This window comes from Pseudomonas sp. MC6, assembly GCF_054790575.1.
Genome location: NZ_CP186504.1, coordinates 1264652 through 1288517, shown reverse-complemented (window position 1 = coordinate 1288517; position 23866 = coordinate 1264652). Strand labels below are relative to the sequence as shown.

Annotated in this window: 8 protein-coding genes; 2 read left to right on the top strand and 6 right to left on the bottom strand. The window is 60.1% G+C overall.

Annotation, left to right across the window (positions count from 1 at the left end; all coding sequences use genetic code 11):
- Positions 1-31: 31 nt before the first annotated feature.
- Positions 32-778: a precorrin-4 C(11)-methyltransferase gene (gene cobM / locus ACOYXE_RS05905; protein ID WP_460928172.1), complete on the top strand. Its 747-nt coding sequence runs from the start codon at positions 32-34 to the stop codon at positions 776-778.
- Positions 779-897: 119 nt separating this feature from the next.
- Here cobM and nfuA read toward each other — a convergent pair whose 3' ends face one another.
- The 3 genes from nfuA to ACOYXE_RS05890 form a co-directional block, all read right to left on the bottom strand.
- Positions 898-1482, bottom strand: a complete 585-nt coding sequence (gene nfuA / locus ACOYXE_RS05900) for a Fe-S biogenesis protein NfuA (protein ID WP_007912592.1) — start codon at positions 1480-1482, stop codon at positions 898-900.
- Between the two features lie 57 nt (positions 1483-1539).
- Positions 1540-2562 (bottom strand): acyltransferase family protein, encoded by a 1023-nt coding sequence (locus tag ACOYXE_RS05895; RefSeq protein WP_460928170.1) that lies wholly within the window; start codon positions 2560-2562, stop codon positions 1540-1542.
- A gap of 185 nt (positions 2563-2747) precedes the next feature.
- Positions 2748-5054: a fatty acid cis/trans isomerase gene (locus tag ACOYXE_RS05890; RefSeq protein ID WP_460928168.1), complete on the bottom strand. Its 2307-nt coding sequence runs from the start codon at positions 5052-5054 to the stop codon at positions 2748-2750.
- Positions 5055-5208: 154 nt separating this feature from the next.
- Here ACOYXE_RS05890 and metH point away from each other — a divergent pair, with 154 nt between their 5' ends.
- Positions 5209-8919 carry a methionine synthase gene (gene metH, locus ACOYXE_RS05885; protein WP_460928166.1) on the top strand — a complete coding sequence of 1237 codons (3711 nt, stop codon included), beginning with the start codon at positions 5209-5211 and terminating at the stop codon, positions 8917-8919.
- Between the two features lie 53 nt (positions 8920-8972).
- Here the strand turns inward: metH and ACOYXE_RS05880 are convergent, their stop codons facing one another.
- From ACOYXE_RS05880 to ACOYXE_RS05870, 3 genes are all read right to left on the bottom strand, one after another.
- The gene (locus ACOYXE_RS05880) at positions 8973-16349 is read right to left on the bottom strand and encodes an NEL-type E3 ubiquitin ligase domain-containing protein (RefSeq protein ID WP_460928164.1); all 7377 of its coding nucleotides are present in this window, start codon (positions 16347-16349) and stop codon (positions 8973-8975) included.
- A 145-nt stretch (positions 16350-16494) separates the two neighbouring features.
- Positions 16495-19638 carry an NEL-type E3 ubiquitin ligase domain-containing protein gene (locus ACOYXE_RS05875; RefSeq protein ID WP_460928162.1) on the bottom strand — a complete coding sequence of 1048 codons (3144 nt, stop codon included), beginning with the start codon at positions 19636-19638 and terminating at the stop codon, positions 16495-16497.
- An 81-nt stretch (positions 19639-19719) separates the two neighbouring features.
- Positions 19720-23733, bottom strand: coding sequence for a dermonecrotic toxin domain-containing protein (locus ACOYXE_RS05870; protein WP_460928160.1), 4014 nt, complete (start codon positions 23731-23733; stop codon positions 19720-19722).
- Between the last annotated feature and the right edge of the window lie 133 nt (positions 23734-23866).

The window sequence follows — 23866 nt, the reverse complement described above, 5'->3', positions numbered from 1 at the left end:
GGTCGTGCCCTCTTTTACTCAGGATTTAACGATGACCGTTTACTTCATCGGCGCCGGCCCCGGCGACCCGGAACTGATCACCGTCAAAGGCCAGCGGCTGATCCGCAGTTGCCCGGTGATTATCTACGCAGGTTCCCTGGTGCCCGCGGCGGTGCTCGCCGGCCATCAAGCCGAAACGGTGGTCAACAGCGCTGAATTGCATCTGGAACAGATCATCGAATTGATCAAAACCGCGCATGCCCAAGGTCAGGATGTGGCGCGGGTGCACTCCGGCGACCCGAGTCTGTACGGTGCGATTGGTGAGCAGATTCGTTACCTGCGTGAGCTGAATATTCCGTTCGAGATCATTCCCGGCGTGACCGCGACCGCCGCGTGTGCGGCGTTGCTGGGTGCGGAACTGACCCTGCCGGACGTGTCGCAAAGCGTGATTCTGACCCGTTACGCCGACAAGACCGCCATGCCGGCAGGCGAAGAACTCGGCAGTCTGGCGCAGCACGGCGCGACCATGGCGATTCATCTGGGGGTCAACCATCTGGAGAAGATTCTGGCGGAGCTGTTGCCGCATTACGGCGCGGATTGCCCGATCGCGGTGATTCACCGGGCGACGTGGCCGGATCAGGATTGGGTGGTCGGGACGCTGGCGGATATCGCCGGAAAGGTCGAGGCCAAAGGGTTTCGGCGTACGGCGTTGATTCTGGTTGGGCGCGTTTTGGGCAGTGAGGTGTTTAGCGAGTCATCGCTGTATCGCGCTGGGCATGCGCATTTGTACAGACCGTGAAATGGAACGCGGAGCGTCCCGGGCTGCATTCCCACGCAGAGCGTGGGAACGATCTTTTGCTTCACCCATAAAAAAACGGCGCTCACGGGGCGCCGTTTTTCATGTCCGCAGCGAACACCTTAGTAGTAGGCGTTTTCTTTCTGCGTGTGGTCGGTCACGTCGCGAACACCCTTCAGCTCAGGGATGCGCTCGAGCAAGGTGCGCTCGATGCCTTCCTTCAAGGTCACGTCCGCCTGGCCGCAGCCCTGGCAACCGCCACCGAACTGCAGAACGGCGATGCCGTCTTCAACCACATCGATCAGGCTGACCTGACCGCCGTGGCTGGCCAGCCCCGGGTTGATTTCGGTTTGCAGGTAGTAGTTGATGCGCTCGTTGACCGGGCTGTCGGCGTTGACCATCGGTACTTTGGCGTTTGGCGCCTTGATGGTCAGTTGGCCGCCCATGCGGTCGGTGGCGTAGTCGACAACGGCGTCGTCGAGAAACGCTTCGCTGAAGTGGTCGATATAGGCGGTGAAGCTTTTCAGCCCCAGCGCGGTGTCTTCAGGTTTTTCTTCGCCCGGCTTGCAGTAGGCAATGCAGGTTTCGGCGTACTGGGTGCCAGGCTGGGTGATGAAGACGCGGATGCCGATGCCCGGGGTGTTCTGCTTGGAGAGCAGATCAGCCAGGTAATCGTGGGCGGCGTCGGTAATGGTAATAGCGGTCATGGAAACTCCTCGCAGGCTTGGGCGCAGTTTACGCCAATCGTTGCGCCGGACAAAGTCCTAGTATTTTTGTCGGGAAAGATTTTCGTCCGCCCCGCCGTCGATCCGCGTCTTGAGCCAGCGATAGCTGCGTTTTTCCACCCATTCGTAGCTCAACCAGGAGCCGACAGCGATGGCCAGCGCGCACACGACAAACATCAAATACGGGTTGATGCCGTAGCGGCGGGCCAGATAACCGCCTGCCGACAACACCAGAACGTGCATCAGATACACCGAATACGAGCAATCGCCGAGCAGTTTGAGGACACGACTACGTTCGACATAACGCTCCAGTGAGATACACGCCATCACCAGCACCGCACTCGGCACCCCCCAGTTGAGCAGCCTCGGCGCCGGTGCCCAATGATAAATCGCCAGCAACGCCGCGACGATGGCCGCCAGCGGCAACCACAGTCCCGCACCGATCCAGCCCCGGCGATAAAGCATGCCGATGCCGATCCCCAGCAGAAACTCATAGACGATGTCCGACCGATAGAACTCGCTGATCCAGCCAAACCCGGTCCATGCCTGACTCACTGCAAACAGCAACGCCGCGACTACCAGCAGGCGCACCTGCAAGCGAAACAGCAGCGCCCAGGCGAACAGCACGTAAAAAAGGATTTCGTAATTAAGCGTCCAGCCGACATTCAGCGTCGGATAAATGCCGTAGCCGCCGGGGTTCTCAGTCGGAATGAACAGCAACGACAACAACACATGACCCCAATCCACGGTTTGGTCCGGCAGCAACGGCTGGGCAAACACCACCAGCAGCGCCATCAGCAGCGTATACAGCCAATACGCCGGGACGATGCGAAACAGCCGATACAACAGAAAGCGCGCGGGCGGCAGCGGTTTGTTTTCGGTCGAGAGGAAAATCACCAGACCGCTGATGACGAAGAAGATATCGACGCCTACCGCGCCCTTGTCGATGAACAGCTGCCCGATTGGCCCGCGTGCTTTGAAGTCAAAGAAAATCTGCATGAAGTGGTGGCAGACCACCGTCCACGCGGCCAGCGCACGCAGGGCTTGCACTGAAATCAACATCGGCCGCTCCCGATCACAATTCCTGAAACCACCGCAGACCCCTTGTAGGAGTGAGCCTGCTCGCGATGGCGGCGGCACATTCAACATCTCCAGTGCCTGATTCTCCGCTATCGCGAGCAGGCTCACTCCTACAAGGGGTTTTGCGGTGTCGCTTGAAGTTGGGACAGCAGCCTCGCTTCAAACGATCAAAGATTCTCGTAGCGGTTCATGTCCAGCACGCCCTCTTCCACCGGATCGGTTTCGTGAATGTACTGACTCAAATCGTGGAAATAGAACCAGAATTGCGGATGACTGCGGCGGATCCCCCAACGTTCGACGATTTTCTCGAAGCGGTTGGCATCCTTGGCGTTTTCCATTGCATCGACAAACGCCGGCACCTGATCGGCCGGGACATTAAAGATGAAGTTCGGATAGCTGCTGAGCACGCCCGGGTAAATGGTCAGCGTATCCAGCCCGGGCTGATAACGCCGTGACTCGCCGAGCAGGAACGCCACGTTACTGTGCGCGCGGTTGCGCAACAGGCTGTACACCTCGCGTTTGCCACCGGCGGTTTCGACACGCAGCATGGTCGCTTCCGGAAGTTGGTCGATGACCTGCAATCCGGCCGCCGGGCGCGATGTCAGGCGACTCAATGCCTGTTCGGCATTTTGCAGCGCCGGGTCGATATTTGGCCGTGAGCAGTAAGCGCCGGCGCAACGATTGATCGGATCCGGCCGCGCATTGAGATCACCGTAACGCGCGAGCAATTGCATGGCGAAATCGTATTTCGGGTCTTTCTCGTCGAGTTTCAGCGCAGTCGGCTTGTCATCGTCAATCGCCTCGTAATCGAGCCACATCTTGAACTGGCCGCCGCTCTGGTACCAATCGTCGAGGAAATCCTCACGAGAGTCGGCGGGCATCAGGCGCAAGAAATTCTGCTCAGCGCCGTTGCGGATCAGGTCAAAATACAGGCGGGTCTGCGCCTGATGCGAGACATTGCCGAACACATCGAAATTGACCGCCAACTGATAATAAGTGCGCTCGAGCAAGGGGTAGTCGAATAGCCACATTGTCTGCGGCACCTCGCCAATCAGGCCTTTGGTCACCGAGGCGCTGTCGAAGTGGCGAAAAATGCTCAGCAGCGCGTTGTCGTTGCCGGCCCACAGGGTCGACCAGCTCGGCGCGGGGAGATCGGCGTAGCTGTCGCGGCGCAGAGCCTCATATTCATTGCGCTTGTCGCGGTAGTTGCGCCACAGGCTCAACACGCTGCCGACATCGTCGTTCTGCCCGGGCATGGCCAACAGCGGCGTGGCCTGGCCGCGATAATTCGGGTCGGTGATATAGAGGTCGTGTTCCGGGGCCTGGAACAGCGCCCAGAAGTTGTCGCGGATCACGTCGGTCGCAATCTGCCCACGGCACACCGGGCCGCGAATAAAGGTGCGGACAAAGTACTCGGCGTTGTCGAGCATGAATTGGTAACGCGCCTGCGCCGGAATCGCCTCGAATGTCGCGAAGGGATTCGCGCGGCTCTGCGGGCCGTAACCCGGCAAGGCATTGACCTGCCAGTTGCCGCTGTAAAACAGGCTTTTCACCCGCGCCATCTTCGCCGCGCTCAGCAGATAGGTGATATGGGTTTTGTGCACGATCACCCCTTGCACCGGCCACAAGCGGTAATACACCTGGGTGCCCGGATCGTCGTTGGGACGACGGGTGGCGATCAGGTCGATCGGCTGCCCGCTCGGTGTGCGCGAACGCACCCACTGGAAGTAATGCCCCGGCTCGCCATCCTTGAAATAGATGTGCGCGAGGTACAAGTGCTCGTAAAGCCACCGTCCGACCAGACTCTGCCGGGCGCCGGGAGTATTAAGCAGATTTTCCCACTGGACGATTTGCAGCGCCTCTTTCGCGCTCGGCGCCAGGCCTTGTTCGTCAATCGGGGCACCCGAGGCCAGCCAGCGCTGCAGCGTCTGATATTGCTGATCGGTCAGCCCGGTCACCGCCAGCGGCATGCCTTCTTTCGGATGGGCGCCGGCGTAGCCCTCAAACTCGGCGGGCAGCGAGCACATGTTCTCGCGGTTCAGGCCCAGCACAATCTCTTCCGGGAGTTTGGCGTTGGGCGTCAGCGGCGTCTTGTGCCCGAGCTCGAGCATGCGCGCCATCAGCGCCGCCTGACTGCCCTGCGCATCGAGCACCGAATAGAAGTCTTTCTGCTGCCAGGCACGTTTACCGAAGGCGTCGTAAAACAGTCGCGTGGTCGGTGCCGCTTGTGTGCGCTCGCCGTCATAGACCGGCATTTTGCTCGCGCCACGGGCCGCACCCTCGCCACTGCCCAGATTCAACTGGCAGGCCGAGTCGTAGCAGGCATGGCAGGCCACGCACTTCTCGGTGAAGATTGGCTGGATGTCGCGGACGTACGAAATCGACTGAGAAATGGCCGGCACAGTCGCTGGCTCTTGCGCCACGGCGCCCCAGCTGAGAAACAGCAACACAAAACCAATGACGCGGTAAGACATGCTGCTGATCCCGATTGTTAAAAAACGCCGCGATTCTACAGTATGACGCCCGTACCAACATGAGCGATATTCATGCAAAAGCCCAACATGCTCTAAAAGCGCACAGGTTTGCTATGATCCCGCTCCTTCGTAATGGTCTTTCCGAGTAGTCCAAATGTCCGATCGCAGCGTCCGCCTTCAAGCTCTCAAGCAAGCTCTCAAAGAGCGCATCCTGATACTCGACGGCGGCATGGGCACGATGATCCAGAGCTACAAGCTCGAAGAACAGGACTATCGCGGCAAACGCTTCGCCGACTGGCCGAGTGACGTCAAGGGCAACAACGACCTGTTGGTGCTCACCCGTCCCGATGTGATCGGCGGCATCGAAAAAGCCTACCTGGATGCCGGCGCCGACATCCTCGAAACCAACACCTTCAACGCCACGCGCATTTCCATGGCCGACTACGGCATGGAAGAACTGGCCTACGAACTAAACGTAGAAGGCGCACGTCTGGCGCGCAAGGTCGCCGACGCCAAGACCGCCGAGAACCCGGGCAAGCCGCGTTTCGTCGCCGGCGTGCTGGGCCCGACCAGCCGCACCTGCTCGCTGTCACCGGACGTCAACAACCCGGGCTATCGCAACGTCACCTTTGATGAGCTGGTGGAAAACTACACCGAAGCCACCAAAGGCCTGATCGAGGGCGGCGCCGACCTGATCCTGATCGAAACCATTTTCGACACCCTCAACGCCAAAGCGGCGATCTTCGCCGTGCAAGGCGTGTTCGAAGAGCTGCACATCGAACTGCCGATCATGATTTCCGGGACCATCACCGACGCCTCCGGCCGTACCCTGTCGGGCCAGACCACCGAAGCGTTCTGGAACTCGGTGGCACACGCCAAGCCAATCTCGGTCGGCCTCAACTGCGCCCTCGGCGCCAGCGAGTTGCGTCCGTACCTGGAAGAGCTGTCGAACAAGGCCAGCACCCACGTTTCCGCGCACCCGAACGCCGGCCTGCCGAACGAATTCGGCGAGTACGACGAACTGCCGTCGGAAACCGCCAAGGTCATCGAAGAATTCGCCCAGAGCGGCTTCCTCAACATCGTCGGCGGCTGCTGCGGCACCACGCCGGGGCACATCGAAGCCATCGCCAAAGCTGTTGCCGGTTACGCGCCGCGTCAGATTCCGGACATTCCCAAGGCTTGCCGCCTCTCGGGTCTGGAACCCTTCACCATCGATCGCAGCTCGCTGTTCGTCAACGTCGGTGAGCGCACCAACATCACCGGCTCGGCGAAATTCGCCCGCCTGATCCGTGAAGACAACTACACCGAAGCGCTGGAAGTCGCCCTGCAGCAGGTCGAAGCCGGCGCGCAGGTGATCGACATCAACATGGACGAAGGCATGCTCGATTCGAAGAAGGCCATGGTGACCTTCCTCAATCTGATCGCCGGTGAACCGGACATCTCGCGCGTACCGATCATGATCGACTCCTCCAAATGGGAAGTGATCGAAGCCGGCCTCAAGTGCATTCAGGGCAAGGGCATCGTCAACTCGATCAGCATGAAAGAAGGCGTCGAGCAGTTCATCCATCACGCCAAACTGTGCAAGCGCTACGGCGCCGCGGTGGTGGTGATGGCCTTCGACGAAGCCGGCCAGGCCGACACCGAAGCGCGCAAGAAAGAAATCTGCAAACGCTCCTACGACATTCTGGTCAACGAAGTCGGCTTCCCGCCGGAAGACATCATTTTCGACCCGAACATCTTCGCCGTCGCCACCGGTATCGAAGAACACAACAACTACGCGGTCGACTTCATCAACGCCTGCGCCTACATCCGCGACGAACTGCCGTATGCGCTGACTTCGGGCGGCGTGTCCAACGTGTCGTTCTCGTTCCGGGGCAACAACCCGGTGCGCGAGGCGATTCACTCGGTGTTCTTGCTGTACGCGATCCGTGCGGGCCTGACCATGGGCATCGTCAACGCCGGTCAACTGGAGATCTACGACCAGATCCCGCAAGAACTGCGCGACGCCGTCGAAGACGTGGTACTCAACCGCACGCCAAACGGCACCGACGCCCTCCTCGCCATTGCCGACAAGTACAAGGGCGACGGCAGCGTCAAGGAAGCCGAGACCGAAGAGTGGCGTAGCTGGGAGGTCAACAAGCGTTTGGAACATGCGCTGGTCAAAGGCATCACCACGCACATCGTTGAAGACACCGAAGAATCCCGTCAGTCGTTCGCCCGCCCGATCGAAGTGATCGAAGGCCCGCTGATGTCCGGCATGAACATCGTTGGCGACCTGTTCGGTGCCGGCAAAATGTTCCTGCCGCAGGTGGTGAAATCCGCCCGCGTAATGAAGCAGGCCGTGGCGCACTTGATCCCGTTCATCGAACTGGAAAAGGGCGACAAGCCAGAAGCCAAGGGCAAGATCCTCATGGCTACGGTGAAAGGCGACGTCCACGACATCGGCAAGAACATCGTCGGCGTGGTGCTCGGTTGCAACGGCTATGACATCGTCGACCTCGGCGTGATGGTGCCGGCCGAGAAGATTCTGCAGGTGGCCAAAGAGCAGAAGTGCGACATCATCGGCCTCTCCGGCCTGATCACACCGTCGCTGGATGAAATGGTCCACGTTGCCCGTGAGATGCAGCGTCAGGATTTCCACCTGCCGCTGATGATCGGTGGCGCGACCACCTCCAAAGCGCACACCGCGGTGAAGATCGAGCCGAAGTACAGCAACGATGCCGTGGTTTACGTAACCGACGCCTCCCGCGCGGTCGGCGTGGCGACGCAGCTGCTGTCGAAAGAATTGAAAGCCGGTTTTGTTGAAAGAACCCGCGCCGAATACGTTGAAGTCCGTGAACGCACCGCCAACCGCAGCGCCCGCACCGAGCGCCTGAGCTACGCCGCCGCGATCGCCAAGAAGCCGCAGTTCGACTGGGCGAATTACCAGCCGGTCAAACCGAGCTTCACCGGCAGCAAGGTGCTGGACAACATCGACCTCAAGGTTCTGGCCGAATACATCGACTGGACGCCGTTCTTCATCTCTTGGGATCTGGCCGGCAAGTTCCCGCGCATCCTCGAAGATGAAGTAGTCGGTGAAGCCGCTACCGCGCTCTATAAGGACGCGCAGGAAATGCTCGCCAAGCTGATCGACGAGAAGTTGATCAGCGCCCGCGCAGTGTTCGGTTTCTGGCCGGCCAATCAGGTGCATGACGACGATATCGAGCTGTACGGCGATGACGGCCAGCCATTGGCCAAACTGCATCACTTGCGCCAGCAGATCATCAAGACCGACGGCAAGCCGAACTTTTCGCTGGCCGACTTCGTCGCACCGAAAGACAGCGAAGTGACCGACTACGTCGGGGGTTTCATCACCACCGCTGGCATCGGCGCCGAAGAAGTCGCCAAGGCTTATCAGGACGCGGGCGACGATTACAACTCGATCATGGTCAAAGCCTTGGCCGACCGTCTGGCCGAAGCTTGCGCCGAATGGCTGCACCAGCAGGTCCGTAAAGAACATTGGGGTTATGCCAAGGACGAAACCCTCGACAACGACGCGCTGATCAAAGAGCAATACAGCGGCATCCGCCCTGCCCCGGGTTACCCGGCGTGCCCGGATCACACCGAGAAGGCCGCGCTGTTTGCGCTGCTTGATCCGCAAGCCGAAGAGATGCGCGCAGGCCGCAGCGGCGTGTTCCTCACCGAGCACTACGCGATGTTCCCGGCCGCAGCGGTCAGCGGCTGGTACTTCGCCCATCCGCAGGCGCAGTACTTTGCCGTGGGCAAGGTCGACAAGGATCAGGTCGCCAGCTACACCTCGCGCAAAGGCCAGGAATTGAGCGTGACCGAGCGCTGGCTGGCGCCGAATCTGGGTTACGACAACTGAGTCTGGCCAAGGGCCTGGGAACCTTCTGCTCCCAGGCCCGCCCCATCACTGCGTCACGGCCGCCACGAGGGCCCCGGTTGCGGTGACGAAGGGCCCGGCTGCGGCCCCTCTTCATGCGCTCCTGCCAATTTCTGCATTTCCTGGCGGGTCAGCGCCTGCAGCGTCGCGGAACGCGCATCGGCCAGTTCGATCCTTAACGCTTGCATCGCATCGAGATACGTCTGGAGCGATTCTGCACTGTCGTTTCTGTCGGGATGTGCATCCTCAACCTCTTCCATGCGCCTTGCGGCGTTCTGTTCAAGCGCCTGGAACTCGGCGGGATATTGTTCTTGCAGATAGACACCCCAGTAATCACGCGCACTAAGATCCTCCACGAATATGTTCGACGCCTCATCCGCCAGTACAGAGGCGCGTGCGTTGATCAATCGCCGCCCCCGGATGGGCGTGCCGTACAGCATATGCTCCGGTTGTGCCGGTAATTCCAGCCCGTCCGGCCAACCGCGGATCATGCCGATGCGATACTGCAGTCGCACTTCCGCTCTGTCCTGGTTAACGGCAACGGCTTCAGCCAGCCTGTCGACCCTGTCAAGTCGAAACAGGCGTCGGGTCATATCCAACAGGGCTCTGCCTCGCAGATCCGCACGATGACGAGGTATATCGCGTAAAGCGGTGTACACATAAACCCGTGTTTCCAGTTCGCTGAAAGAAAGAATGCGGCCATCAGGACAGGTGCCATGGGTCTCGGCGTTGGCAAATAACAGCTCGCGCAATTCGGTATTTTCACTCGCTGCCTGAATGACTTGCCATACCCGGTGAGTCAGATCGCCACCCGCCAGCCTGAACTCGGCGGTATCGTGCAGCGTCGAGAGCAAATGAAAGAACGACTCATGATTGGCTTCTTGCGCCAATTGCTGCCACATCTTTTGCCGAGCGGAGCGCGCATCGACGGGTGTGTAAGTCAGCCAGGTTTCCATGGCCGGCGCAGCCACGTCGTGTTGCGGGTTGGCAATAACCTCAAGTGCCTCGACACCCGCATGCACATCTGCACCCGGCACAACCGCTGCGCCGCCACCGCCCCCCCCGCCATCACTGTCATCGCTGTCATCGCTGTCATCGCTCCCGGACCCCGATTCATAGTCAAAATCGGACTCGCTGTCGGCATGTAACTGGCGCTGCACGATTTCATGATCCAGAGTGGCTCGCGACAGTCCCATCACAGGGCGGCCATCGTTGGCCACGCTGTAATCCCTGAGCTGTTCCAGACTATTGAGAAGCAGTGGATTTTCGGACAGGTCAGTGCCGGCAACCAGTGGTTGATGCGCGCCGCCCAACAACCAGCCAGGTATGTTCATGATGCGGTTGAGCGTCAGGTTCAACGTTTGCAGATGTTCCAGCTCCATTATTCCGTCTGGCCAATGCTGCAGACCATTGTTGGCGAGATTGAGGGTTTCCAGTCGGCTGAACGCGCTGGCGTTGAAGTCGTCCAGACGGTTGTGACTGAGGTCCAGCCATCGCAGGCGATCCCCTCCGACCTGGGAATAAAGGCTTTGCGCATCCCCAAAGCGATTGCCGCTCAACTCCAGCCGCGACAACTGGCTCAGGTTGCCGACGCCCCCCGGCAGCACCTCCAGCGCATTGCCATTGAGCGTCAGCGTGGTCACCTCAGGGAAAGCGCGGCAAAACCCGCTGAAACTTTGCAACGTGAATCGGGTACCGGTCAGATTGAGCGTGCGGACATGGGAAAGCACTGTCGACAGTGGCGGTAAATCGCCTGTGTGCACCCCGGTAAGATTCAGTGTCTGCCCTGCGCCATCGGCATGACCGGTCACGCCATCCTGCCAGCATTCACGGATTTTCAGCGCAGCCATTTCTCGACTGTACGCCGAGACCAGACTGCCGTAGACATTGGCCTCACGGGCAAAGATCCAGCCATTCAATTCGCGGGTCATTGATACGGCGGTTTCTTGCCATTCGCGCAACCGGGCATCGATCCCTGCATCAGTCAGCCCCTCCAGACGTAATCGGGCCACGCATTGCTGCGCCTCTTCCGGAGAAATGATCGGGTTCAGATCCTGCACCCGCTGTGCAAAACCTGTGGGACCTTCAACCACGGTGGTCTCGAGAAGCGGCGGCAACAGGCGTTCAACGAGAGAAAACGCTGTCTCGGCCGGCATCTCGCCCGGAGGCATCAGCAGCGGTACAGGTTGCAAGTCAAATTGCCCCAAGGCACCGATGGGCAGACCTCTGGCGCTTTCGATACGCCCTTGCGCCGCCGTCAAGGCCGCCGCCCCTTCAACACTGAAAGGATTGTTGGTCATCAGGCTGGTGCGCAGCAGCATGTCTGCGTGGCCGAGCACGGATTTCGGCAGTGCAGCGATGTTGTTGTAGCGCAGGTCCAGCCATTTCAATTGTGGAAGGTTTTCAGCGCCCCTTGGCCACGCACCGAGTGCATTCGAGCTGAGGTTCAATGTCTTGAGGCGGGTCAGGCCCGACACATCCAGTTCGGTCAGCCGATTGAGGCGCATGCTCAGATGTTCAAGGTTTACCAGACCATTGATCCGGCTCTGCAGCGCAGGGGTGGATTCGATCTGGTTAAAGGAGAGGTCCAGTCGCGTCAGTTGCGCCAGGTCGCCCGGCCTGAACGGCACCTCAGTCAAAACGCTCGAAGTGATTTCCAGGTTACGCACGCCACTGAAGGCCATGAGAAAATCGCGAACCTGCTCGACCGGCGCAACCATACGGTCAAGGCGCACGGTCCGCACGTGGGAAAATGTGCCGGCCGGTAACCGGGGTAGCTCGCTGACGGTGATTTCGTTCTGCGTCCAGGTCGAGTCATACAGCTCGAATACGCCGGCATCGTCGCGGTTCACGGGAAGTTCCCGCTCCAGTGGGCCAGGCGGTTGCACATTGGAGTCCAGGCTATAGCGCTTGCGTATGGCAGCACGCCAGTTTTTTTCGAGTGCGCGCAGCACCCGGACATTGGGTTGCGTCTGCCAGCGCGGCAATAGCATGGTCGTTCTCAGTCCATCGGACGCCGTGGGGTGATAAAACTGCCGGAAGATCCCGGCGTGCTCTGCACGTAAAGCCTCGACGGCGTTGAGTCTGGTTTCGGGGGTGTTCCACAGGTTCATGATGCGCGCAGGCAACGGATTGATATGCCCGGCCTCCCCCGTGAGAAACTCCAGCTCGCCGGCACAGTAGCGGCGAACCATCAAGTCGAGATCAACCAGATGTCCGAATTCCCCCATGTACTTTTTGACGTACTCATAAGCGGGCTTGAACGCCTCATGGGAAAACCTCGACCAGTCCAGCGATAGCCCCGCCCAGAGTCGTTCATGTCCGGTGTAGAGCGAGTCAGGAATGGAACTGATGGCGGTGCGCGACAGGTCCAGACGCTGCAGTGCAGGAAGCCCTTGCACATAGGCAGGCCACTGCACCAGGCTCAAGCCTTCGATCTTGATTTTTTCCAGGTGTGTGAGTGGTGCCAGGTCAAGCACCGGGGCGGGAGTGAACAATCCCGCGTAGTTGAGGTGAAGCTCTTCAAGCCCGGTCAATGCTCGCAATCTGGCTGGAAAAGAGATCGCCAATGCAGGCGCCGCTGTTCTGAACTTCAGACTTTTCAGCGAGGCCATTCTGGTCACCGCCTCGGGCAAGGTGGTCAATGCCATTTGTTGCAGCGCATAGATGCCATAGTGATTGCTCCGCTGCCCCAGCGAAAATTTCTCGACATTGGGCAGCAGAGCCAGAAACGCTTCGGCATTGCCGTCGGTCATACCGTTGCCACCAATGGTCAGTTCGCGCACATGGGTAAAATCCGCCGCAAGTGCCGGCAAAGGATCGTAGGTGATGAACGCGAGCTGGTCTGCCCCGGGCATCTCGGCGGCTAACGGTGCCTTGCGCCAGCACGCCTTCAGCGCTTGCGCAGCCCGCAACCGGTGGCCCTGCTCGCCGCGCGCAGCCGTCGAATGCTCCACCCATTGATCAAGTGTCGTCTCAAGGTTGTTCCATTCAAGCAGGCGGTCCTGCAACATCTGAGCGATCTGGCTCTCGTTATCGCCCGCCCGCACTCGTCCCAGAATGAAGTCGTCAGCCTGCCTTTCGGTGAGATCGGGATAGATATCGCGCGCCCGTGCACTCAGCGCCGGATTGAGCCTGGGCCCCCTTCCGCTGGCGGCGTAACCGGTCAAGGTTTCGCTGACCCGCACAGGTGCCTTGAACCACTTGCCCTGCGGCTCCAGAAAGGCCAGCGTGGTGCTGTAATGCTGATCGGCGTATTCGATGATCTTTTTTTGCAGTTCGGGCCACTGACTGACCTCCGGCATGCCCAGGCTACGGCGCGCATCATCGGGCAAGGCGTGCATGATCGATGCGTAAAAGTTGCCTGCGCTTCGAGGCAGGCTATTGAGTTCTTCACCGCGATCATTGAATGCCTGGAATTGCGGGCCCTTTTTGATCAGGTATTTTTTTTCGCGGGCCGTCTCGCTGCCAATGCTGTCGAGCAACGTGCCACTGTCCTTGCCTTCGCGGACTTCCAGCCGCACGTTGTCTGGCCAGCCCGGCAGACGTTCCAGGGTGCGCAGCGCCAGGTGGCGGCTGTCCGCCGAGGCGATGTTTTCGCTGCGCAAGCCGGCATAGGCCGTGACTTGCCGACTTCGCCGCGCGTACCAACGAGCGTCCTCCAGCATCCGCAACGGGACTCGATGGGGAGAGCCCAGCCGCGCAAGATCATCGGTGTGACTGTGTGCAAGGATCTCTTGCGCAGCCGCGTCGCTGAGCCCCGGACAGGCGTTCTGCAAGAGCGTGACCCTGGCGTCGACGGGTTCGGTGCCCTTGTAAATACTGTCGTGAATCGCTGGTTGACGGGTTTGCGCGTGAGCGGCCATTTGCTTGCCAAATTCTGCCGGCCTCGCGTCATGCACGCGCGCGCCTTCCCCGCCTAGCAGTCGAGTGATTTCGGACTCGTCGAGCTGCGCCAGAATTCGCGCTGGCATATCCCCGCTCAGGATCTCGGGCCGGGTGACCTGGATCGGTACCTTGACGCTCACACCCCGAACCCGGCGTTCGGATCCGTACTTGACGGATTTACCGGACATCTGCGGCCCTTCGAAGACCTCCAGCACCCGGTTCGCCGGCCAGCGCGGCATTTCAGTCACCAGCGGTAACGCATAAAAGTACATTTCGTCGATCGGTTGCGTCCCCTGCAACTGCTCCATGACGCGCGCCGTATCCGCATCAGCCTTGAACAGTTGCATGGCCTGAGTCAGCTCTGGCGGCGGCGCGGCTTTATCCAGATGCATCTTGCGCAACGCATTGTCACTGACGCCGCTGATATCGCCAGCCTTGATCAGTTCGGCGTCGGAAAATACGTCGGTGACATGCCCCATGCGCCGTAACAGGGTGAGGCGATCCCACGCCAGAGGCCGTTCCAGTGAATGACGCCAGGCCCCCCGGCCATTGCTTTCGAGCACAGGCTGATAGGCGCTGGCGTCAGTGGGATGCCTGATGCGCCACTTGCTGATCGATTCGTCATAAAACTGCTCGTAAACCTTACCGTCCTGACGAATAAAGGTTTTGCCATCGATCACGTACTGTCCCTGCGTGTTCGGGCCAGGACTGGCCTCCAGCGTCACCGTGGATTCGTACGCGCCGAGATCGGGCTTCCACAGTCGCGTCTGGCCATTGGGCAGCTTCACCGGGCTGAGTTGTTCGATGACCGGAACCGCACTGGCGGCTGAGAATTTGCGCACACCCACGCCCACCCCCGCCATCACCACGATCTGGGCCAGGTTCTCGGCGACGTCGATCAGATGATCCTTGGCCGCCCTGCGATCGCCTTCACTCCACTCGATCGCGCCCTCCAGGGTCTCGTACAACAATTGCCCGGCCATCACCACCATCATGACTTCGCCCAACACCGGCACAAACATCGACACCATGTTCAATCCCAGCATGCCGATTTGCATCAAGTGCGCCAGCTTGGCCTCACGCGCTTTCACATCGACGTCAGCCGTCGGCACGGCGTGACTTCGGGCGTCGGCCAGGACCTTCTTGCAGTTCTGTTTATACAGGTACTCCCAAAGATCCTCGTTGGGCGCCCAGATACCCCGCCCCTCGCGACTTACCGTCGACGCGGCGATGTACGGATCAGGCTCAGGCACAAGCTTGACATTGCGCTCCGGCGGCAGCTCCCGGATTCGCGAAAACACCGAACCGGGGGTGATCGATTCAATAAATGCCAGCCATGGATTGCGCTTCAGGCGCCAGGCATCGTTCGGAGAGTCGTCGGCCTTCTTCGTGAACTGACTGAAATAGTATGGGCGCTGGTCATAGGGCAGGAACTGACTGAGGAAGCGCTGGTAGGACGTCGGCTGCGCACTCGAAGCCTGTGCAGCATCGCGCGCTGTGAGCAAGCGCTTGAACTCGTCGCGCATTTGCGCACTGCTGTAGCGCTTTAGCGGATGCTCCGGATCGTGGGGGATGTACACGATCACCTCATCGCTGTAGCGGTATTTTTCACAAATATCGAAAACCACACAGCCGGTCATTCTTTTTTTCATCACCCCCAGATCGGCAAACCAGACCGGTTTTTCGCCAATCCACGGATGCATCTGGCCATCGATCACTGACACAATCATGGCGTGATCCGCCGGTTCGATGTCCTTCTGCAACAGTGCCTGTTCGGCCGCGGCGCGCAGGGTCGCCTTCTGGCTGCTGATGAATCGCTCGCGCAGTTCGGCTTCAGCCGCCGCGTCCGTCGGATGAAAGAAGCCCTGCAGATAGGTCTGGTATTGCTTGCCGATATCCAGGCGGCGGCACAAGCCCAGAAACTGGCTGACGGTCAAGCCGGGGCTCACGGACTCGTAGGTGTCCGGCGTGGTCGTCGCGACAACGAAACCGGAGGTGCTGTGAAACGCGTCTGCCGCGCATTCGTAGGCTTCAAAGTTATGCAGCGCGGCGTCCAGCAGCGAAAGTTTGAAGAGCTCGAACGATGCCAGTTCAATCTTCAGAACACCCATTTCTACCGGACGTTTAAGGCACAAGAGTGTCTTTTCGACATCCACTTGCACCTGGTACTGGTCTTTCAAGGCCTTGATCAGCAGGGGTTTGGCGAACGCTTCAACCGGCTGGAACGTCGACATGCGCTTGTCCAGGCGGTTCTGCGCATCGACACTGGCCTTGAAGCTGTCACTCAACGCCGTTCGCTGAGCGGGCGTGGCGTCTTGATACCAGGACGGCAGCACCGTCGAGACGTTCTTGAGCGCATCGCGTCGTTGCGTCGTTGCGTCGGTCAACCATTGTGGTGCGTTTTTTTCGAGGAAGACGCCGTGAAGGCTGCGCGTCGCAGCCAGCTTCACGGGCCGGTTTTCGTTTGCGGGCGGAGTCGGCGAAACAGGCTGCGCCGATACCGGGTCGGGTGGGATAGCGATCATGATCACTCCTTGGTTGATGGAGTGAAAAGCAGACCACTCAGGAGCATCCCGACTGCGGTATCCCTGTATCGCCCGACCCGCAGTTGGTAACCGCGTATGTAAGTTGCAGCGGGGCCGGGTACGCTGCCCCGCTGCCAAAACGCGGTTACGGGCGCCGGGAAGGCCCGGGCATGGGTGGAAGAGTGCCCGGACGTTCCGACTCATCGGCCAGGCTGCGCAGATCGTTGATCTCTCGACGAGTCAACTCGACCACCTTCTGCACGCGCTGGGTATCAATCGCCTTGCTCACTTCAATCAGCTCCAGATTGTATTGATCGGTATCGATTTCCCCGGCTGACCGAAGATCCTCAAGTTCGCTCAAACGTTGATGGCGTTGCTCGGTGACGGCGGTGCTGATCGCGTTCATGTCTTGCGGGTGACGCGTTTGCAGATATTCGTTCCAGTAATCGCGCGACGCCATGCTCACCAGCAGTGCGTCGGTTTGCTCCGCCTCCAGAATCGACGCCCGGGCTTGCACCAGCATGTCATCACTGATCGGCGTGCCGTAAAGCATGTACGCCGGTTGGCCGGGCAGATCCAGACCATCGCCCCAGCCACTGGTCAGACCGATCCGGTAACGCAAGCGTATTTCCGCGCGATCATGGCCCTGCGCTGCGGCTTCGGCGAGAATCTCTACCCGTTCCAGACGAAACAACTGTCGGGACAACCTCAACAGCGCCCGTCCCCTGACCAACACTCGATTCGGTGGAATATCGCGCAGGGCCTGATACACCGCTACATGCACTTCGAGTTCACTGAACGTCAGAATGCGTCCATCAGTGCAGGTGCCGTGGGTTTCAGCGTTCTGGAACAGCAACTCCCGCAGTTCGGTGTTTTCGCTCGCGGCATCCATGACACCCCAAACCCTGCGCGTCAGATCGGCCTGCGCCAGTCGGTAATCGCGGGTATCGCGCAACAGTCGAATCAACTGGAAAAACCGTTCATGGTCCGGCTCGTGCGCCAATTGCGTCCAGCGCACTCTTCGCGCTTCGGCCAATGCCGGTGAAGCCCCTTCGAGCCAGGGATTCAGTGCCCTCGGCGAGACATCATTGGCCGGATCCAAAATGCTTTCGGCAGGCAGCACGGCTGCATGGGGGTCAAACCCAGTGGCATGGCCACCTTCACCGCCTGCGGCGCCTTCGTTTACTTCCCCGGCATGTTCGGCGACAGGGTTGACGTCGGCGCCAAAAAGCTGAGCGCGAATCATCTCGTCAATGTTTGCGCGTGAAATGCCTATAACGTGAGAGGCCGCATGCACGCGGCTGTAGTACCTGAGCCGCTGCAGTGCGGAGAGTGTCAGGTCATGGTTTGCGGACAAATCAGTGCCTGCAACCAGCCGCGCGTGATTGCCATCGAAAAGAGACTCGGGAAGTCGCGTGATGTTGTTGCTGCGCAAGTCGAGCCGGCGCAGGTATCGGCTCTGCAAAACGCCGGCGGGCCAATCGTTCAATGCGTTGTAGCGCAGGTCCAGGGTTTCGAGGGTGCCGAAATCTGGCGGGTTGAAGGACTGCAGCGTGTTGTAGCCCAGATCGAGTCTGCGCAGACGATTGCGGCCCAGCAAAGGGTAAACACTCGTGGCGCTGGAGAGGTTGCAGTGCTGCATTTCCAGTTGTTGCAATTCAGGCAGGTGCAGCACCGCGCCTGGAACGCTGGTCAGGTCATTGCCACTGATGATCAATGTACTGAGGTCGGGAAATGCCCGCAGAAAATCGTTCGAGCCTTGTGCGGTCATTCGCACACCGCGCAGATTCAATGTCGTCACCCTTGCCAGCGGCGCATTCAGGGGCGGCAGATCGCCGGTCTGCAACCCTTGCAACCTGAGCTCCAGGCCTTCGCCAGCGGGGCCTCGCGTCTGCCCCTCAAGCCAGGCTTCACAGATACGCAATGCTGCGAGCGAGCGACTTTGCGCCGATATGTGCGTCCTGACAATGCGTACTTCCCGGGTATACAGCCAGTCATTCAACGGGCGAATCAGTGCCTCACTGGTTTGATGCCATTGGCTTATTTGCGCGTCTATCTGCGCATCGCTTTGCCCCGCTGCACGCAGCCTGCGCAATGCCAGCCGGGCGCGCTCAGGGGTCATGCTGGGGGTCAGTCGCTGCAAGTGCGCCAGTCTCCCCGCCTCGTCCGGGATCAAGGCGCCCCGCTCAGGCAGGGGTAGCAACAGGTGCGCCAGGGACGTCCCCGTTTCCGTCGGCGGAAACTGCGCGGGCACCGGCTCAGCGGCGAATCGCGCCAGTGTGCCTTGCCCCAGCCCTTTGGCTGCTTCGATGCGGCGCAACGCCGTGTTCAGCGCGGTCTCACCTTCAGCGCTGAAAGCATTGCCTGTCAGATTGACTTTCAACAGCGCATCGGGATCGGACAGTACCTGGGGCGAGAGCGAGGCGATTTGATTGTCACGCAAGTCGAGCCAGGACAACTGCGGCAGGCTTTCGGCTCCGGCGGGCCAGGATTGCAGCTGCGTCGATCTGAGGTTCAGCGCCTGCAGCCCGGTCATCGCGCTGACATCCAGATGGTGCAACGGGTTCTGCCCCAGATTGAGCTTCTCGATGCGCTGCAACGCATTGAATTGCGCTTGCACTGGCGGTGTGACGACGAGCTGATTACTGGACACGTCGAGTTCGGTCAACGCCGGCAGCTCCTCGGCGGCAAACGGCAATTCGGAGAACGCATTGCCGCTGATATCGAGAACTTCGGCACCGCTGAAAGCCCTGATAAATCCGCGGGCCTGTGCGGCGGGAACATCCAGCAAGCTCAGACGCAACGTGTGAACGTGGGGAAAACTGCCCGCCGGCAATGGCGGCAGCGTAAGGATTTTCTCGACCGATGCCGATCCTCCGAGGTCGAGTCCCGACTCAGGCAGGGCAAGCGTGGAGAGGTCTGCCGCCACGCCGTAACGCTGACGAAGCGCGCCATTCCAGTTGTTCTTGAGGGCCCTCAAGATGCCGGCGCTGCGCCCCGTCGCCCATTGCCACCGGAGCGCGGGGTTGCGCGGTCCACCCTGCTGGGACGGGGCGTAGAACTGGGCAAAGATTTCATCGTGTTCGGCCCTGACCTGATCAATCGCCATCAGTCTCGCTTCGGGCGTTGTCCAGACCTCATTGAATCGCTGCGGCAGCGGATCGCTGAAGTTCGGCATCAGCGCCATGAAGTCCAGTTCTGCGTGGCAATACTCGCTCACCATTTGATTCAGATCGACCAGATGACCAAAGGCGCCTGAGGCGTTTTGGATGTATTCGAAGGTGCGCATGAACGCCGCCCGGTTCAGTTTCGACCAGTCCAGCGACAGCCCGGCCCAGAGCCGTTCGTGTCCGCTGTAGAGGGAATCGGGCTATGTGTCTATCGAAGTGTGTGTCAAATCCAGACGTTCAAGCTGTTCAAGCCGCTCGACGAACGCCGGCCATTGCCGCATAGCGTAGGGGGCGTTGATTCGCAGCGTGCGCAAACCACTCAACCCCGACAGGTCCAGCGCATGCAGGGTGGTCGAGTCGAATCCCGAATAGTCGATGCGCAGCGCCTGCAGAGACGTCAGCGCACCGAGCCTGCGCGCAAAACTCTCCGCCAGAGCAGGCGCATGGGTCGAGAACCGCAGATGGGTCAGCCCGGACAACCGGCTGACCGACTCTGGCAATGAGGTGAGTGGTTGAGGCCTGACGGACAGTTGGCCGTAGCTGTGCCCCCGATCTCCCAGGGTCAGCCAGGTGACATTGGGGAACAGTTCCAGGAGCGCATCAGCATCGGCGTCGGTGATGCCGTTGCCCATCACCGAAAGCTCGCGCACATGGGGAAAACGGCTGGTGATCACCGGTAAAGGCGTCTCACAAACCAGCGACAGCCGCGTCGCCTCGGCGTAGTGCTCCGCCAGCGGGCCATTGCGCCAAGCCTCCCTGAGCGCTTGGGAAAGTTGCCCGCGATGCTGTCCTTCCTGGCTGTTTGTCGGGCTGTCCTGCCATCGCTCCAGTGTGGCGTTGAGCACCTCCCAGTCCTGCCGACGCTTGCCCAGTTCGGTGAAAATCTGTCTGTCGGTCTGACCCCGCTGCTGACGCAGAAATGCCTCGGCCTGTTGCGGGTTTGGGTACAGCTCCGTGACGCTCGCTACGATGGAAGCATGCAGGTTCGTGCCACGCCCGCTCGCGTAGTAGCCCTTCAGCGTCGCGCTGATTCGTACCGGAGGCTTGTACCATTTGGGTTGCGGCGCCAACAGTTGTGCGGCCTCACGACGATGAATATGGGCGTATTCGATGATTTTCGCTTGTAGTTCACGGCTGCGACTGACGTCGGGCAAACCGATCGCCGAACGTGCGTCATCCGGCAGCGCATGCATGAGCGAGCGGTAGAAGTTGTCGCCCGGGCCGGAGGTAAAATTGAGCATTTCCCCGCGCTCATTGAATGCCCGATAAAAAGCCCCGTTCTTGACCAGGTAGCTTTTTTCGGGCGCGGTGTGTTCACCGATGCTGTCGAGCAGTGCGCCGCGGATGCTGCCTTCGCGAACTTCCAGACGCAGCGTAGACGGCCAGCCCGGCAGTTGCTGCAAGGCGTGCAAGGCCAGTCGTCGACTGTCCGCCGTGGCCAGGTTGGCACTGCGCAACCCGGCGAAGGCGCGTGTCTGGCGTCCCTGACGGGCATGCCAGCGAGCCTCTTCGAGCATCTTCAAGGGCGAACGCCGCGTATGATCGAGACGGGCCAGCTCAGCCGCTGTGGCATGATCCAGCACATCCTGCGCAGCCGCATCGCTGAGGTCGGGACACTCGCCCTGCAGAATGCGCACGCGCGCATTGGCCGGGTCAGTGCCCGCGTAGAGGCTGGCAAAGATCTCTGGCTGGCGCGTATCGGCAAACTCGGCCAGTTGCTGCCGGAATGCGTCAGTCCTCGCTGAAGCCGTTCGCGCGGCGTCCCTGCCGAGCAAATAGTTGATTTCGATTTCGTCCAGTGCCGCCAGAATCCGCGCCGGCATTTCCCCGTTCAACACCTGGGCCCGATTGAGCTGGATGACCGGTCTGGTGAGAGTGCCAGGCAGCTGTTTCCCGGCGCCATACTGGATGGACGGCCCCGACAGCTCGACACCTTCGAACACTTCCAGCACCCGCCCACGCGGCCAGCGTGGCATCTCGGTGACCAACGCAAGCGCGAACAGGTAGCGCTCATCAATTCGCGCCGTCCCCCGCAGTTGCTCGATTACCTGCCCTGCCGCCGCGTCCGCCTTGAACAGACGCAAGGCGTCGCGCCATTCGGGCGGTGGTGGCAAATGGTCCATGTGCATCTTGCGCAAGGTGCTGTCACTGAGGTCGCTGATCTCGGCCAGCATCAGCAACGTCTCATCCGAGAGGCCGTCGGTTGTATGGCCCATGCGCCGCAGGAGCGTCAGGGTGTCCCAGGACATGGGGCGTTCCAGCGTGTGGCGCCAGGCACCCTGACCGTTGTGTTCAAGCACAGGCTGGTAAGCATCGGGGTCAGTGGGATGCCGAAGGCGCCATTGCGACGTCGCTGGATCAAGAATCTGCTCGTAAACCTTGCCCCCGAGGCGGATGCAGGTTTTGCCATCGACCTGGTGCTGCCCCAGAGCATTCGGTCCGGTCGACTCGCTCAGCGTGACAGCCTGCTCATAGCCGCGCAGATCGGCATTCCACAAGCGTGTTTCGCCGTTGGGCAATGTCACTGGGTGCAGATTTTCGATCACCGGCTCCGGCTTGACGGCAGCAAGGCGGTTGAACACCGCGCCCGCACCGACCATCGCGCCGATCAGCGCAAGGTTTTCTGCCACATCCACCAGATGCGCCCTCGCCGCGTGCTTGTCCCCTTCGCTCCACTCCTTCACGCCCTCGAAGGTCTCGTATAACAGTTGCCCGGCCATGATCACCATCATGACCTCGCCCAGCACCGGAACGAACATCGACACCATATTCAGCGCCAGCAGCCCGACTTGCAGCAGGGCCGCCAGTTTGGCATCGCGGGTCTTGATGTTGACGTCGGCAGTCGGCACCGCATGGCTGCGGGCATCCGCCAGCACCCGGTCACGATGCTGTTCATAAAGATAGACCCACAGGTCGGTGTTGTCGGCCCAGGGGTCATTGCCCTCGTGAAGCATCAGCGAGGCGCCGAGGTAAGGGTCAGGGTCCGGCTGCATTTTCGTGCGCTTGGGTGGCAGTTCCCGAATCTCGATAAACGGAAAAGCCGGGGTGATGACCTCGATGATCCGGCGCCACGGCGACCACAGCACATCCGCAGGTGCGTCGTCTGCTTCCTTGACGAACTGGCTGAAGTAATAGGGCCGTTTGTCATAAGGCATGAACTGGCTGAAAAACCGTTGGTAAGGCGTCGGCTCGGCGCTCTGTGCCTGTCGTGCATCGCGGGCGGTAAACAGGCGCTTGAACGTGTCGTTGACTTGCTTGCCGGTGTAGCGCTTGAGCGGATGTTCAGGATCATTGGGCACATAGAGAATCACCGCCTCGAACGAACGACGCTTTTCAGCAATCGTGAAGACGACGCAGCCGACCAGTCTTTCCCGCATCAGCCCCAAGTCACGAAACCAGACCGGTTTCCCTTCCACTCTGGGACGTTTTTCACCCTTGATGACCGAGAGGATCATTGCGTGATCTTCCGGCTCGATATCCTTGGCCAGCAATGCTCGTTCGGCGGCGGCCCTCAGGGCGGCTTTCTGGCTGGCAATGAAATGCTCGCGCAAGGTCGTTTCAGTCGCCGTGTCCTCCGGGTGGAAAAACGACTTGAGATATGCCTGGTATTTCGCCCCGATGTCGAGATCTCTGCACAGGCTCAGAAAGCCTCTGACCGACACGTTAACGGGCACTGACGTGTAAGTGCCGGGGGTTGCGGTTTCCACGATAAACCCGGAACTGCGGTGAAAGGCACCGTACTCGCATTCCCGACTTTCGAAGTTGTGCAGCGCAGCCTGCAGCATCGGCAACTTCAAGACTTCGAAAGAACCGATTTCCACCGCAAGAACCCCCATGGACAAAGGGCGCTTCAGGCATATAAAGGTCTTGTCGACGTCGACATCGACCTGATGCCGGCTTTTCAACGCCTCAATCAGTAAAGGCCGGGCAAAGGCGTCGATGTCTTTGAACGTGGACATGGTTTTGTCCAGTTGAATCTGCGCCGTGACACTGTCCTTGAAACGGGCATCGAGATGCTGCCGTTGTTGCACCGACGCACTCGTGTACCAGCCCGGTCTGGTCGTCCCGGCGCGTTTGATCGCGGCTTTTCTCGGGCCGCTGGCATCGATCAGCCATTGCGGCACAGAGGCTTCAAGGAACTGCGCATGAAGACTGTCCGTGGCCAGAGGTTTGCTCGGCGCATCGACCTGGGAAGTAAGGGAATTGGGGGACATAGATCGCTCCTGTAAATGGAGCGACAGGACACCATCTCAGTCCCTCGGTACTGCGATACATAGTTATAGCGGCCACGGAACAGTTGTAACGACTCATCTGGTCGAGAAAAGTCAGGCACTGCCGGCCGCGTTG

Excerpts from the sequence above, each read along its gene's own strand:
- nfuA (WP_007912592.1), bottom strand. The coding sequence starts at position 1,482 with ATGACCGCTATTACCATTACCGACGCCGCCCACGATTACCTGGCTGAT.
- ACOYXE_RS05875 (WP_460928162.1), bottom strand. The coding sequence starts at position 19,638 with ATGCGCACCTTCGAATACATCCAAAACGCCTCAGGCGCCTTTGGTCAT.
- cobM (WP_460928172.1), top strand. The coding sequence starts at position 32 with ATGACCGTTTACTTCATCGGCGCCGGCCCCGGCGACCCGGAACTGATC.
- ACOYXE_RS05880 (WP_460928164.1), bottom strand. The coding sequence starts at position 16,349 with ATGATCGCTATCCCACCCGACCCGGTATCGGCGCAGCCTGTTTCGCCG.
- ACOYXE_RS05890 (WP_460928168.1), bottom strand. The coding sequence starts at position 5,054 with ATGTCTTACCGCGTCATTGGTTTTGTGTTGCTGTTTCTCAGCTGGGGC.
- ACOYXE_RS05870 (WP_460928160.1), bottom strand. The coding sequence starts at position 23,733 with ATGTCCCCCAATTCCCTTACTTCCCAGGTCGATGCGCCGAGCAAACCT.
- ACOYXE_RS05895 (WP_460928170.1), bottom strand. The coding sequence starts at position 2,562 with ATGTTGATTTCAGTGCAAGCCCTGCGTGCGCTGGCCGCGTGGACGGTG.
- metH (WP_460928166.1), top strand. The coding sequence starts at position 5,209 with ATGTCCGATCGCAGCGTCCGCCTTCAAGCTCTCAAGCAAGCTCTCAAA.